This is a genomic window from Achromobacter deleyi (assembly GCF_016127315.1).
Lineage (GTDB): Bacteria > Pseudomonadota > Gammaproteobacteria > Burkholderiales > Burkholderiaceae_B > Achromobacter > Achromobacter insuavis_A.
In genome coordinates, this window is sequence record NZ_CP065997.1 from 3892607 (window position 1) to 3907787 (window position 15181).

The window sequence follows — 15181 nt, forward strand, 5'->3', positions numbered from 1 at the left end:
TCATGCAGGCACGGTTGGCGCAACGCGGCGGTAAGGCATTCATGGCGCACAAGATGGGGCGCCGCCGTCCAGACTGGCGCCCGACGCCGCTGCGCCAGGCGCTGGCGGTACTGCTGATCGCCGGCGGCTGGAGCGGCGCGGCGCAGGCCCAGGCGCGGGCCTTCAGCCCCGGCTGGTTCGCCGACAAGAACGCGGTGCAGTCCACCGCGCAACGCACCGGCCGCATGCCGGATGGTTCGCTGGCCGGCATCGGCAACAGCGCCCGCCAGCAGGCGCAATCGCGCCAGCAGTTGCAACGCTCGCTGGACAACCTGAACCGCACCGCGGCGGCGGTGGCCGCGCAGCAGGCGGCGCAGGCGGCGGCCCGCGCGGCCGCGGCCGCCAACGGCACGGACGTGCCGGATGGCCTGGCGCAGGGCGGCCTGTGGATCGCCGAGGGCGCGCTGGCCAAGTGGGACGGCGCCAAGAAGCCGACCACCGGCACCGAGGGCGGACGCCAGCTGGTGACCATCGAGCAGACGCAGTCGCGCGCCATCCTGAATTGGGACACGTTCAACATCGGCCGCAACACCACGCTGCAATTCAAGCAGGGGGCGGAAGACGCGGTGCTGAACCGGGTGGTCGGCGCGGCCGCCCGGCCCAGCCAGATCCAGGGCGCGATCAAGGCCGACGGCACGGTGCTGGTGGTGAACCAGAACGGGGTGATCTTCAGCGGCACCAGCCAGGTCAACGCCCGCAACCTGGTGGTCGCGGCCGCCACCATCACGGATGCGCAGTTCCGCGACAAGGGCCTGTATGCCGACAACGGCGCCCAGCCGACGTTCCAGGGCGCCCTGGGCCGCGTCGAGGTGCAGGCCGGCGCGCGCATTGCGACCGCCGCGTCCACCACCTCGACCTCGGGCGGCGGCTACGTGCTGCTGCTGGGCAAGGAAACGACCAACGCGGGCGCCATCGACACGCCGGGCGGGCAGACGCTGCTGGCGGCGGGCGACAGTTTCGTCATCAAGCGCGGCCAGGGCACGGCGGGCAATCTGCTGTCGACCACCAAGGGCAACGAAGTCACGCCGGCGGGCGTGCCCGGGCGGGTCGAGAACAGCGGCCTGATCCAGGCCGCCATGGGCGACGTGACCTTGACGGGGGGCGACGTGACGCAGCGCGGGGTGCTGCTGTCGAGCACCTCGGTGGACACGCGCGGCACCCTGCATCTGACCGCGACCGGCACGGACGGCAGGATCACCCTGGCCGAAGGCGGCGTCGCCGCGATCCTGCTGGACCACAGCGGCGCCCTGGCGCTGGACAGCCAGCGCGACGGCCTGCGCGCGCCCGTGACGACGCCGTCCACGTCGGCGTGGCTGCCGGCGGGCGCCGACCGGCGCGAGCTGTCGCGGGTGGAGATCAGCAGCAGCGGCACGGTGGATTTCGCGGCGGGCTCCATCACGCTGGCCACCGGCGGCCAGATCGCCGTGCACGCGGCGCGGCGCAGCCTGCTGCGCGACGGCGCCGTCCTGGACGTGGCGGGCGCGGTGGGCGTGCCGGTCGCCATGGAAAACAACAATCTCAAGATCAACGTACAGGGCAACGAGCAGCGCGACGCGCCGGTCAACCGCGACAGCGGCAAGCTCAACAGCAACGACCTGTGGGTGGATATTCGCGACCTGGTGCTGGTGCCGGCGGGCACCAACGGCTACGCCACCGACCGCTGGTACACGGCTGGCGGGCTGCTGGAGGTCAGCGGCTATCTGGGCACGCAGGGGCATGCCGTCAACGAATGGATGGCGCAGGGCGGCAATGTCGAATTCACCGGCGGCGACGTGGTGACGCGCGCCGGCTCGCAGATCAACCTGTCCGGCGGCACGCTCGACGTGCAGGACGGCATGATCCGCCAGAGCTGGCTGCGGGGCGTGGACGGCAAGCTGTACGAGGCCTCGCGCGCGCCGGGCGACCTGGCCTACACCGGGCTGTACCAGGGCTACGAGGCGCGCAGCGAGCGCTGGGGCCAGACGCGCCGATTCTACAACCCGCTGATCGCGCCGCTGGAACGCTTCGAGACCGGTTATACCGTGGGCCGCGATGCGGGCCGCCTGCTGATCGGCACCCGCTCGGCCGTGCTGGAAGGAGAGCTGATCGGTGCCACCTTCCAGGGGGATCGCCAGAACGCCGCGCCGCAGGCCGGCCTGGACGGCTATCAGCAGTCGCAGCGCGCCGTGGCGCGTGGCGCGCAACTGGTGGTCGGCACCTACTCGCCGTACTACAACAAGACCTCCGGCGCGCTGCAGTACGCCCTGGGCCGCAGCGAGGATAGGGTGCGGCAGGTGGTGTTGTCGGACCGCGTGGCGGCCATTGCCGCCGGCCTGGAGCTGGGCGACGCGCTGCCGGCCGATCGGGCCGGCGCGTTGCTGCTGGATACCACCCGACTGAACGGCTTCGGGCTGGGCGCGGTGCGCATCGCCGCCCAGGACATCGCCGCGCAGTCCGATCTGACGGTGGCGCCGGGCGGCGAGATCACGCTGTTCGCGAACCGCGTGTCGGTGGATGGCACGTTGAGCGCGAGCAGCGGCAGCATCCGCCTGGGCAACGTGCTCAATCAGGTGACCTCGTCGGGCATGCTCGACACCTCCATCGGCGCCACGGCGTCCGACCGGCTGACGCTGGGCGCGCGCGGGCGGCTCGATACGTCGGGCCTGTGGAGCAACCTGGCGCTGGCGCCGGGCCTGACCGGCGCCATGCCCTACCTGAACGGCGGCAGCGTGTCGCTGCGCGGCAGCGGCGACATGCTGCTGGAGAGCGGCAGCGTGATCGACGTCGGTTCGGGCGCGGCGTTGCGCGCCAAGGGCAAGCTGACCGGCGGCAAGGGCGGCAACGTCACGATCGAAGCCGTGGCGAGCGGCACGACCGCGGGGCGCCTGGACCTGGGCGCCGAGTTGCGCGGCTATGGCGTGGACGGCGGCGGCACCCTGGCGGTGACGGCGGGCAAGATCGTGCTGGGCGCGGAACCGGCCGATGCCGGCGCCGACGCGCTGGCGCTGGCGGCGCCGTTCTTCCAGCGCGGCTTCGCGCGCTACGAGATCATCGGCAGCCGCGGCCTGACCGTCGCCGATGGCGCCCGCATCGAGGTGTCGATGCCGGTCTACCGGCCGGTACCGGAGGCGGGCGGGGCGCCGACCGGCGCCGAGGCCGCCACGGTGTTGCAAGCCTGGCTGCCGCCCGTCTATCTGCATGACGCGGTGGCGGGGACGGCGACGCGGCGGCGCGGCGCCAGCCTGTCGCTGCAGAGCGGGCGCACCATTGCCCCGACAGGCTCGGACACCGATACGACGCTGATGATTGGGCAGGGCGCACAGGTGACCGTGGACCCGGGCCAGACCATCAAGCTGCGCGGCGCCGGCCAGATCACGGTGCTGGGCGGGTTGACGGCCGCGGGCGGCAAGATCGATATCCGGCAATTGCGCCTGGGCGACATCGACGTGGCCGAGTCGGTCGAGACCGCCGACGGCCAGCTGCACAACCGTTCGATCTGGATCGGCGAGCGGGCGGTGCTGGACGTGGCCGGCCGGGCGCAATCCGGCGTCGACGCGCAGGGCCGCCGCTATGGCGTGGCGGACGCGGGCGGCGTGATCGTGATCGGCGGCGAAATCGACCACGCGCGCGCCACCGCGACCTCGTCGGACGCCTACGTGATCGTGCGACCGGGCGCGGTGCTGGACGCCTCGGGCGCCGGCGTGGACGTGGACATCAACGGGGTCGGCCCGCTGCGCCTGGAGCGCGACGGCGGCCGCATTTCGCTCAGTTCGTATAACGGCCTGCACCTGGACGGCAGCTTCATCGCGCGCGCCGGCGGCGCCAGCGCCACGGGCGGCACGCTCGACATCGCGCTGGAAACACCGCTTTACCGCACCTGGGGCGAAAGCGTTGCTGGCATGCCGGTGCAGGTGCCGCGCGAGCTGGTGCTGGCGCCGGGGGCGGGCGGCCTGCTCGATGCCGCCCTGGCGCCGGGCGCGGCGGCCGATGCCCTGCGTTATGGGCAGGCGAGGCTGGACGTCGCGCGCCTGACGGCCGCGGGCGGCTTCGACCATCTGGGGCTGCTGTCCAACGGTTTGATGTCGTTCGACGGCGCGGTCGACCTGGCCGTGGCGGGCAGCATGCGGCTGTATGCCGGCGCCTATTCGCTGGCGCCGGACGCCGATGCGCGGACCCGGGTCAACCTGGCGGCGTCCTATGTACGGCTGTCGGGCCCGGGCACGTACTTCGCCACCAATGGCGTGCTGCGGCCGCGGGTGCTGTTCGGCGATGCGCCCGGTGTGGGGGCGGGGGCGTTCACGGTGCGCGCCGGCAATCTGCTGGAGGTGGGCAACAGCCTGTCGTTCGGCACCCAGGGCAGCATCAACCGCAGCGTGGGCGGCCTGTTGACCGTGGCGCGCAGCGGCTTCGACCGGGTGGCGCTGAACAGCGGCGGCGACCTGCGCTTCCTGCGGCACAACGACGACCAGCCGCGCACGCGCCTGTGGACCCGGGGCGACCTCGACCTGGCCGCCACGCAGCTGTATCCGGTCACGGGGGCCGATGTCGAGCTGCTGGCCGGCTACACCCGCAATCCGCAGTCCGGCGTCAACGTGTTCGATCCGACCCGCACGCTGCGGGTGGGCCGCACGGGCGATGCCATCGCCGCGCTGCCGGCCGTGCCGTATTCGGCCTTCGGCACCTTGCGCCTGGCCGCGGCCAACGTGGAGCAGGGCGGCGTGCTGCGCGCGCCGCTGGGCGCGATCGTGCTGGGCGACCTGAGCTCGACGGTCGGCACGCGGCGCCTGACCCTGCTGCCCGGCAGTGTCACGTCCGTCAGCGGCGCCGGCCTGTGGATGCCCTATGGCGGCACCACCGATGGCGTGTCGTACAAGTTCCTGGGCGCCGAGGTCGCCTTGGTGGGCGCCGGCGGCGCGGTGGGCCAGGGACAGGGCGCCTCGCTGCGCACCGGCATCACGCTGGGGTTCCGCGACGTGGATGCGCTGCCGGGGTCCTTGCTGGATCTGTCGGGCGGCGGCGAACTGACCGGCGCGGGGTTTGTGTCCGGCCGTGGCGGTTCGACCGACGCGCGCTACTTCCCGCTGGTCCGCAACGACCCCAAGGGCGGCTTCACGCTGCCGGGGCTGGCCACCAATCCGGTGTATGCCATCGTGCCCGGCGTGCAGCCGGGCTACGCGCCGGTGGGCGGCGAGGCCGGCGCGTCGACGCCGGGCGTGGGGCGGCAGATCACGCTGGGCGACGGCGTCCCCGGCCTGCCGGCTGGCACCTATACCTTGATGCCCTCCACCTACGCCTTGCTGCCCGGCGCCTTCCGGGTCGAGATCAACGGCCTGGCGGCGGCCGGCGCGGCCATCGCGCCGCTGCAGATGCGCAACCTGTCGTGGGCCGCCAGCGGCCTGCTGTCCACCGCTGGCACCGGCGCGGCGGACCGCCTGGCGAGCCAGGCGATCCTGACGCCGGCGAACGTGCTGCGCACCTATTCGCAGTACAACGAAATGAGCTACGCCAGCTTCGTGCGCGCCGATGCGGCGACGCGCGGGGTGCCGCGCGCCATGCTGCCGGCCGACGCGCGCACCTTGCGTCTGGCGATCCATGCCGGTTCGCAGGACGGGCAGGCATTGCGTTTCGAGGGGCTGGCCGACTTCAAGGCGGCGTCGGGAGGCTTCGGCGGCGCCGCGGCGCTCAGCGGCGGCAGCTCCGCGATCGAAATCCTGGCGGCGGGCCAGACGCCCACCGCGGGCTTTGACGGCGCGTCGGTGCATGCCGATGCGTTGGCCGCGCTGGGCGCCAGCCGCCTGGTGATCGGCGCGCTGCCGGTGGTGCTGTACGGGCAGGGCGGGCGCTTCTACACCTTCCAGGGCGGCGCCAACGAAGTGGTGATGCGTTCCGGCGCCCAGTTGGCGGCGCCGGAAGTGCTGATCTCGTCACGGGTGATCGATATCGAGGCGGGCGCGGGCATTTCCACGCTCGGGCGCGGCGCGCCGTCGGTGGATTCGACCGCCGGCTATGCCTTCCAGCCCGGCAGCGCCGGCTTGCTGGCGCTGTCCAATGGCCGCCTGGACGTGCTGGCGCCCGACAGCACGGTCACGGGCGCGATCCGTATCGGCACCTGCGCGGCCGGCGCCTGCGAGGCGGTGACGCGGCTGTACGCCGAGGGCACCATCGCCGTCGCCACCAATGGCGTGTTCGAGCTGGGCGAACAGGCGCGCTACGGCACCCGCAACCTGGCGCTGGCCGTTGGCACGGTCAACGTCGGCACGACCGAGGCGCTGCAGCAGGCCGCCGCGCGCGGCGTGCTGCCCAGCGGCCTGACGCTGAACCAGGCCATCCTGGCGCGCCTGTTGCGCGGCGATACCAGCGCTGGGGCCCCGGCGCTCGAGGTGCTGACGCTGACGGCGCGCGATGCCGTGAATTTCTACGGCACCGTGGCGCTGGATACGCGCGACCCGGCCACCGGCAAGTACAGCATGGCGACGCTGGCGCTGGGCACGCCGGCCCTCTATGGCTATGGCGAGGCCGGCGACGTGGCGTCGATCTACGCCCGCAACCTGGTCTGGAATGGCGCGGTGCAAGCGCCCGGCGCGGTCGCGGCGGGCGGGGCCGGCACCGGCAAGGGCGCGCTGCGGATCGAGGCCGAGCGCATCGAGTTCGGCTACGGCCAGGGCACGCAACCGAATGGCCTGGACGACAACGCCAGGCTGGCGCTGGGCTTTGCCGGCGTCACGCTGAACGCCAGCGACCGCATCACCGCGAACCATCGCGGCAGCCTGGCGGTGTACCAGTCGCAGGGCGCCTACACCAGCGGCAGCGGCTACGCCTACAGCGGCGGCAATCTCACGCTCAACACGCCCCTGCTGACCGGCGCGGCGGGTTCCGTCAACCGCATCACGGCGGGCGGCGACGTGCGTTTGCTGGCGGCGCCTGCCGCGGGGGCGCCCGCGGCGCAGGACACGGTGCAGGTGCTGGGCGCGGAACTGAGCCTGGCCGGCGCCAATGTCCGGGTCGATGGCGTGATCGCGCTGCCCAGCGGCAAGCTGACGCTGCAGGGCCGCGACAGCGTGCTGCTGGCGGATGGCTCGAAGCTCGACCTGGCCGGCCGCGCCATCGCGTTCAATGACGTGTTGCGCTACAGCTGGGGCGGCGACCTGATCCTGGAAAGCAGCCAGGGCGGCGTCCGCCAGGAGGCCGGGTCGCTGATCGACCTGTCGGCGCGCGACAACGACGCGGGCAGCCTGCGCGCGGTGGCGCTGGCCGCGGCCGATGGCCAGGTGGCCTTGCTGGGCCGCATCCTGGGCGCCAGTTCGGGCCGTTACGACGCGGGCGGCACCGAGGTGCCGTATCGGGCGGGCAGTGTCGAGATCCGCGCGCAGCGGCTTGGCGCGCCTGGCAACCTGAACGCCGACTTCGAGGCCCTGAACCGCCGCCTGAACGAGGGCGGCGTGACGGGCGCGCGCAGCTTCCAGGTCAAGCAGGGCAGCCTGACGGTGGGCGACGCGCTGCGGGCCAACGATATCAACCTGTCGATCGACGGCGGCAGCCTGACCGTGGTCGGCCGCGTCGATGCCAGCGGCGAGCGGGTCGGGCGCATCCGGCTGGCGGCGCGCGACGGCCTGACGCTGGCGTCAGGCGCGGTGCTGGACGCGCACGGCACGGTCTTGCGGGTGGACAGCTACGGCAAGATCATCGACGCGCCCAACCGCGCGGTGGTCGAGTTGAGCTCGGGCCAGGGCGTGCTGACGCTGGCGGGCGGCGCCCGTATCGACCTGCGCCACGGCACCGCGGCTTCCGCTGGCGCCGGCGCCGGGCAGCACGACGGCGTGGCGCGCGGCACGCTGGACCTGATGGCGCCACGCATCGACGCCGCCGGCAATGCCGGGCTCAACGGCGCCGGGGCGCCGGGCTCGGCCGCGACCTATGGCGACATCGCCATCGACGCGCGCGGACCGCTCACGATCGACGGCGCCAAGGCCATCAACCTGACCGCCATGCAGCGCTATGACGACGCCCGCCCCGGCGATCCGGCCGATCGCGCTGGCGGCCGCGACTATCAGATCATCGACCAGGCCTATCTGGACGCCAAGCACGCCGACAGCCGGGAATTCATCCGCCTGGCCTTGCTCAACGGCAATCTGCTCGGCGGCAAGCTCGCTGGCCTGAACAACGCGACCTACCGCGACGTGTTCCATCTGCGTCCCGGGGTGGAAATCGTCAGCCGCACCGCCGACGGCGACCTGGTGGTGCAGGGCGACCTGGACCTGTCGCGCTATCGCTACGCCAGCCTGAACCCGCGCTCGCCGGTGACCTCGGCCTACGGCTCGGGCGAGGCGGGCGCGCTGATCCTGCGGGCCAAGGGCAACCTGGATGTCTATGGCAGCATCAACGACGGCTTCGAGCCGCCGCCGGCATCGCCGGACGATGAGAGCGGCTGGGTCCTGACCCCCGGCGCGCAGCCCTTCGGCGGCGACGTGGTGCTGCCGCGCGGCGGGGTGCAACTGGCCGACGGCACCGAGTTTCCGGGCGGCAAGACCTTGAACTACCCCTTGCCGCTGCAGGCCACCACGCTGGCGGCCGGCACCCGCCTGCCCGTGGAAGCGGTGCTGGACCAGCCGCTGTCGCTGGCCGCCGGCACGGTGCTGTCGGGCGACGTGCGTGACGCCGGCGGGCAGTTGCTGTACGCCGCGGGCACGGTCCTGGAGCACGCGCTCGACCTGCCGGCGCAGACCCGCCTGGGCGCCGGCACCTTGCTGACCCGCGGCACGGCCCTGAAGGCATTCACCTGGCCGGCCAACGTGGCCCTGCCCAATCGGTACACCACCCAGGCCTACGAGCCCAACGTGTTGCTGATGGCGGGCACCATCACGCTGCGGCAGGGGGCGTTGATTCCCTCGCAGACCAAGCTGGTGTTCCCGGAGGGCACGGATTACGTGGAGCTGCGGCCGGGCACCGCGGCGGACCAGCGGCGCAACTGGGCGCTGGCCAGGATGCTGCCCGCCGGCAGCCAGTCGTGGTCGGTGCAGCTGACGGCGGGCGCGGACCTGGACGCGGCCGACCGCCGCCAGGTGCTGCCCGGGCCGGGCGCGGGCAAGCTGACGCTGGCCGACACGCACTACAACGCCACCCTGATGAAGGGGGCCGGCCTGGTGTGGGGGCCGGACGGCGAGGCGTCCGGCTTCGAGCCCGGCAAGCCGGTGCCGGAGGACATGCTGTGGCTGTGCGACGTGGTGGAAGGCCTGTGCCTGCCGCCGCCGCGCTGGGTCTGGGCCAAGGACAACTGGTGGGGCCAGCCCGAAGGTTCGCCGGTGGCCGACGCGGACCTGGGGGTCTGCGAGGGGTTTCCGGACCAGTGCGTCGAGAACAAGCAGACCACCACCGTCGCCTCGCACACGCAGAACTTCAGCGTGCTGCGCACCGGCACCGGCGACCTGGACCTGACGGCCGGCGGCGACATCAACCTGATGTCGGCCTATGGCGTCTATACGGCGGGCACGCAATCGGCCAACGTGGCGGCGGCCTACCAGTTGCCGCGCGGCCGCTACGGCAGCACGGTGCTGGGCGATGCCTATGCCAGCAATTACGAGGCCTTCGTCACCGCCGGCACGGGCTATCAGGCCTGGTACCCCGAGGCGGGCGGCAACTTCAGCCTGTACGCCGGCGGCGCGCTGCGCGGCGACGTCTGGGGCAAGACCGTGGCCGGCAACTATGACGGACGCGTGGTCGATCCCAGCGTCGGCATCGGCAACTGGCTGTGGCGCCAGGGCACCGGCAGCGCCAATGGCGGCGATACGCCCACGGCATGGTGGATCAACTTCGGCAGCTATGCGCCGGCGCGGCCCGAGTTCAAGGATTCGACGCCCGTGCTGGTGGGCTTCACCGGCTTCGGGGCGCTGGGCGGCGGCAACGTCAGCGTGCGCACGGACGGCGATGCCGGCAATATCGAGTCGCGCGGGTCGCTTAGCTATCCGCGCGGCCAGGGGCTGGTCCTTGCCGTGGGCGGCACCGGCCGCGTCGCGGCCGATGGCAGCGTGGTGCTGACGGGCGGTGGCGATATCGACGTGCGCATCGGCGGCGCCCTCAATCCGACGCAGAGCGGGCGTGGACGGGTGTCGTCCACCGGCGGGGCGACGCCGTACTACGGCGATCCCGCGATCGACCTGCAGGGCGCCCTGATCAACCTGCGCGGCAACGTCAGGCTGGCGGGCGGCGCGATCGGCGGCCTGGACCTGCAATATGGCAACAGCGCCGCGCAGCAGGATGCCAGGGACACCCGCGGCTACGATCCCTACACGGCCACCCTGGCCAGCGCCACGGGCGGCCTGGCGCTGATTCCCGGCGACGCGGTGATCCGCCTGGATACGCGCGGCGACCTGGTCGTCGGCGGGGCCAGCGATCCGGGCCGCGTGGCCGTGCCGAACAGCACGCCGTTCCGGCTGCTCGACGGCACGCAGGTGACGGGGGGCGGCATCAGCTGGTTCTCGCTGTGGACCGACAACACCGCGATCACCCTGTCGAGCGCGGGCGGCAACCTGACGCCCAGCCGGCAGACGTCGCACAGCGCCAAGGGCATGGCGTTGCAGACCGGGCTCAATACCTCGGCGTCGGACGCGCGTTATCTCTACCCGTCCATCCTGCGCGTGACGGCCTACGACGGCAGCATCTATGCGGGGGTGTCGGCGGGCTATCTGAACACGGAAGACACTGGCCTGCCGTATTCGTTGACGTTGGCGCCAGGCGCGCGCGGACAGCTGGAATTGCTGGCGGGCGACTCGATCTACGCGGGCGGCTACGCCATCAACCGCTCGGGCGCCGATCCCGCCGGCGAGGCCAGTGTCCGCACGCCCGCCTTTGCCGGCTATGCCTCGCAGGCCAGCCAGGCGACCATCCTGAGCAACCGGGCCGCGGACGGCGGCCTGCTGGAGCGCAATCTGCATTTCCCGCTGTTCTATTTCGGCACGCCGACGGCAAGCGCGGCCGGCTCGGGCGCGGTGACCCGGCTGTACGCCCGCGATGGCGACATCGTCGGGTTGCGCAGCGGTGAAACCTTGACCGTGCTCAAGGGCAACACCCAGGGCCAGGCCTGGTTCGAGGCGGCGGGGCCGGTCTGGATGATGGCCGGGCGCGACATCGTGGCGTCGGGCACCGGGCCGGGCGTGCAGCTCGACGTGCCGTCGAGCAACGGCTACAACCTGGTCGGCGGCGGGGGCGCATCGGTGGGGTCGAGCGGCAACCTGTTCCTGCACCGCGATGCGCGCGATGTCTCGCGGGTGTCGGCCGGCCGCGACATTCTCTACAGCTCGTTCCAGGTGGCCGGTCCCGGCGCGCTCGAAGTGTCGGCGGGCCGCCACGTGCTGATGGCCGACCGGGCCTCGATCACCAGCCTGGGTGCGGTGATGCCGGGCGACCGTCGCCCTGGCGCGTCGATCGCCGTGCTGGCGGGCGTCGGCGCGGCCGGGCCGGACTACGCCGGCTTCCTGGCGCGTTACCTCGACCCGCAGGCGGCGGACCCTGGCCGGCCCTTGACGGACCAGGGCCTGGCCTTCAAGACCTACCAGGCCGAACTGCTGCTGTGGCTGACCCAGCACTATGATTTCGCCGGTGGCGCCGAGGACGCGCGCGCCTATTTCAACGCGCTGCCCGCAGAACAGCGCAGCCTGTTCGCGCGCCAGGTCTATTTCGCCGAGTTGCGCGCCGGCGGCCGGGAATACAACGACAAGTCCAGTCCGCGCCACGGCAGCTATCTGCGGGGCCGCCAGGCCATCGCCGCGCTGTTCCCCGACACCGCGCCGGGGGCCTACCAGGGCGATATCACGCTGTATGGCGCCGCGGGTATCCGCAGCAGCTTCGGTGGCGACATCCAGTTGCTGACGCCGGGCGGGCAGCAGGTGTTCGGCCTGGAGGGGGCCGCGCCGCCCGCCAGCGCCGGCATCATCACCCAGGGCGAGGGCAGCATTCAGCTCTACGCGCTGGGCAGCATCCTGCTGGGGCAGAGCCGGGTCATGACCACCTTCGGCGGCGGCATCACCGCCTGGTCGGCGCAAGGCGATATCAACGCCGGCCGCGGCGCCAAGACGACCGTGCTGTACGCGCCGCCCAAGCGCGTCTACGACACGGTCGGCAATGTGACGCTGTCGCCCAATGCGCCCGGCACCGGCGCGGGCATCGCGACGCTGGCGCCGCTGCCGGAGGTAGCGGCGGGCGACGTGGACCTGTATGCGCCGCTGGGCACCATCGACGCGGGCGAAGCCGGCATCCGGGTGTCGGGCAACGTCAACATCGCGGCCCTGCAGGTGGTGAATGCCGCCAACATCCAGGCCCAGGGCGAGAGCAAGGGCGTGCCGGTGACGGCCTCGGTCAACACGGGGGCGATGTCGTCGGCCAGCGCCGCGGCGGCCTCGGCGGTGGGGGCGGCGCAGGAGTCGGCGCAGCGCGCCCAGAGCCAGGCGCGGCAGAACCAGCCGTCGGTGATCAGCGTGCAGATCCTGGGGTATGGCGAGGAACCGGTGGCCGGCGCCAGCATGGCGCCGCCGCCGGGGCCGACCGCGGCCGCGAACCGCTATGACGCGGCCAGCGCCGTGCAGGTGCTGGGAGCCGGCGCGCTGGACGACAGCGAGATGCGGCAACTCAGCCCGCAGGAGCGAGGCAGGCTGGCGATGTGAGCCACGCCGGGGGGCGTGACGCGCCCGTGACGATCGCCGGCGAGCGGGCCGGCAACTGTCACGAGCGCGTCACCCGACCGTCATATCCGCTCGCTACCATGCCGCTTCCGCCCTGCGTCCGGCCACCGCCGGCGCGCAGTCGTCCTCTTAGAGACATCGGGGTGTTATGACAGTCACGCAGGCGCCTGGGGCCGCTTGGGCGTTCGCCTGCTGGTTCGCGTTCGGCCTGTCGGTGCTGCCGCCGGCCGCGCTGGCCCAGCCGCGGGCGGCGGACACGGCGTTGATCCCCTTCGACATCGCCGCGCAGCCGCTGGATGCGGCCCTGGCCGCGTACACCCAGGCCACGGGCATGGCGGTGCTGGTGACCAGCCGCCTGACGGCCGGCCGCCAGGGCAGCGCGGTGCGCGGCCGGCTGGCGCCGCGCGAGGCGCTGCGCCTGTTGCTGGCGGGCACCGGCCTGCAGGCCCGCTACAGCAGCGCGTCGGCGTTCACGCTGGTGGAAGCGGCCGCGAGCGCGCCCGCGCCGCGCGCGGCGGCCACGGCGCCGTCGGCGGCGGCGGTGACGCGCTATGCCGGCGTATTGCAGAACACCGTGACGCGCGCGCTGTGCCAATGGACCGGCGCGCAGTTCGGCCGCTACCGCGCTTCGCTGCAGCTGTGGATCGGCCGCAACGGCGTGGTGCGCCAGGCGCGGGTGCTGTCGGGCACCGGCGACGCGCGCCGCGACGAGGCGCTGGCCGGGGTGCTGTCCGGGCTCATCATGGATGTGCCGCCGCCGGCCGACCTGCCGCAGCCGGTGACCATCGTGCTGGCGCCGCGGCCCGACCCGCGCGCCGATTGCCGCCTGGCCGGCGCCGCGAGCTGAGCCGCATGTCCATGACCGGCGACGCCCTGCGCAACCTGTTCCTGTCCAAGTACCAGGAATTCCGCAAGCGCCTGCGCATCCGGCTGGGGTCGGAAGACCTGGCCAACGACGCCATGCAGGAAGCCTGGCTGCGGGTCGACAGCCTGGCCGAGACCGCGCCGGTGGAGTATCCGGCCGCCTATCTCTTCAAGATCGCCTCGAACATCGCCGAGGACCAGCGGCGCGCCAATGCCCGCCTCCTGTCGATGGCCGATATCGAGGAGCTGTACGACATGGCCGACGAGGCCGCCGGCCCGGCCCAGGTGGCCGAGGGCCGCGAGCAGCTGGAGGCGCTGGAGGCGGCGCTGGCCGAACTGCCGCGGCGGCGCCAGGCGATCGTGATCGCGGCGCGGGTCGACGAGGTGCCGCACCGCGAGATCGCCGAGCGTTTCGGCATTTCGGTGCGGACCGTGGAAAAGGAATTGCGCGCGGGGCTGGAGCACTGTTGCGAGAAATTGGAAAAAAAGTATGTCCAGCGCTACGGTCCCCAGGCCCGGGAAACGTCTTAGCATCATGACGACCCTTTTCAGACGCTCCCGCCCCGGCGGCGACCCCGCTGCCGCGCTCAAGCGCGAGGCCCAGGCGTGGGTCGTGCGGCTGGCCTCGGGCCAGGCCAGCGTGGCCGATGGCGAGGCTTTTCGCCGCTGGTGCGGGCAGAGCGCCGAGCACGCCCGCGTCTTCAAGGAAACGCGCGGCGCCTGGCAGCAGCTGGCGCCGGCGGCGCGCCAGGCGCAGGCCGCGCAGGCGCGCCGCGCCCGCGTCACGCGGCCGGCGCGGCGCGCGTTCCTGGGCGGCGCGGTGGCGGCCTGCGGCGCGTGGCTGGCGTTCAAGCCGCCGCTGGGCCTGTGGCCGGCGGTGGATGAACTGACCGCCGACGTCCGCAGCGGCACGGGCGAGCAGCGCCGCGTGGCGCTGGCGGGCGACGCCAGCGTGCAGCTGAACACCCAGACCCGCATCAACCTGTCGCGCAGCGGCCAGGCGCAGCAGATCGACCTGCTGGCCGGCGAGGTCGAGCTGCTGACGGCCGGCCAGCCGGTCAGCCTGACGGCGGGCGCGGGCCGTGTCAGCGCCACGTCGGGGTGCGTCAACGTGCGCTACACCGATGGCCAGGTGCGCGTGACCTGCCTGGAAGGCAGCGCCCGCGTCACCTTGCGCCAGGAGTCGGTGGAATTGACCGCGGCGCAGCAGGTGGTGCTGGGCGCCGGCGGCGCCAGCGGGCCGCGGCGGGTGGACCCCGACCAGGTCACGGCCTGGCGCCGCGGCGTGCTGGAATTCAACAACGTGCCGCTGGCGCAGGTGGTCGACGAGATCAACCGCTATCGCCCCGGCCGCATCGTGCTGGTGAGCGACCGGCTGGCGGGCAGCCTGGTGCAGGCGCGCTTTTCGCTGGACCAGCTGGCCGATGCCGCGCTATTGATCCGCGATGCCTACGGCGCCCAGGTCACGTCGCTGCCCGGCGGCATCGTGTTGCTGACCTGAACGCCGCCACGCGCGGCGCGGATCGTCCAAAACGTGAAATATGAATTTTTTGTGAAAAGGCGCAGTCGATGACGCTTGAAGCGGTCTAGGCACCCATGCGCAGAACTGCCCGGTCCGCGTCGCCGTT

General features: G+C 72.7%; 4 protein-coding genes. All 4 read left to right on the forward strand.

Annotated features, from left to right (window positions below; translation table 11 throughout):
* Positions 1-2 precede the first annotated feature (2 nt).
* Positions 3-12671 carry a filamentous haemagglutinin family protein gene (locus I6I07_RS17800; protein WP_198483083.1) on the forward strand — a complete coding sequence of 4223 codons (12669 nt, stop codon included), beginning with the start codon at positions 3-5 and terminating at the stop codon, positions 12669-12671.
* Positions 12672-12837: 166 nt separating this feature from the next.
* Entirely contained in the window at positions 12838-13536 is a 699-nt protein-coding gene (locus tag I6I07_RS17805; protein WP_198483084.1) for an STN domain-containing protein, read from the forward strand.
* Between the two features lie 5 nt (positions 13537-13541).
* Positions 13542-14084 carry an RNA polymerase sigma factor gene (locus I6I07_RS17810; RefSeq protein ID WP_198483085.1) on the forward strand — a complete coding sequence of 181 codons (543 nt, stop codon included), beginning with the start codon at positions 13542-13544 and terminating at the stop codon, positions 14082-14084.
* A gap of 4 nt (positions 14085-14088) precedes the next feature.
* Positions 14089-15054: a FecR family protein gene (locus I6I07_RS17815; protein ID WP_198483086.1), complete on the forward strand. Its 966-nt coding sequence runs from the start codon at positions 14089-14091 to the stop codon at positions 15052-15054.
* Positions 15055-15181: the final 127 nt, after the last annotated feature.

Bases quoted from the DNA above. Each gene is read 5' to 3' on its own strand.
- I6I07_RS17800 (WP_198483083.1), top strand. From the start codon at position 3: ATGCAGGCACGGTTGGCGCAACGCGGCGGTAAGGCATTCATGGCGCAC.
- I6I07_RS17805 (WP_198483084.1), top strand. From the start codon at position 12,838: ATGACAGTCACGCAGGCGCCTGGGGCCGCTTGGGCGTTCGCCTGCTGG.
- I6I07_RS17810 (WP_198483085.1), top strand. From the start codon at position 13,542: ATGTCCATGACCGGCGACGCCCTGCGCAACCTGTTCCTGTCCAAGTAC.
- I6I07_RS17815 (WP_198483086.1), top strand. From the start codon at position 14,089: ATGACGACCCTTTTCAGACGCTCCCGCCCCGGCGGCGACCCCGCTGCC.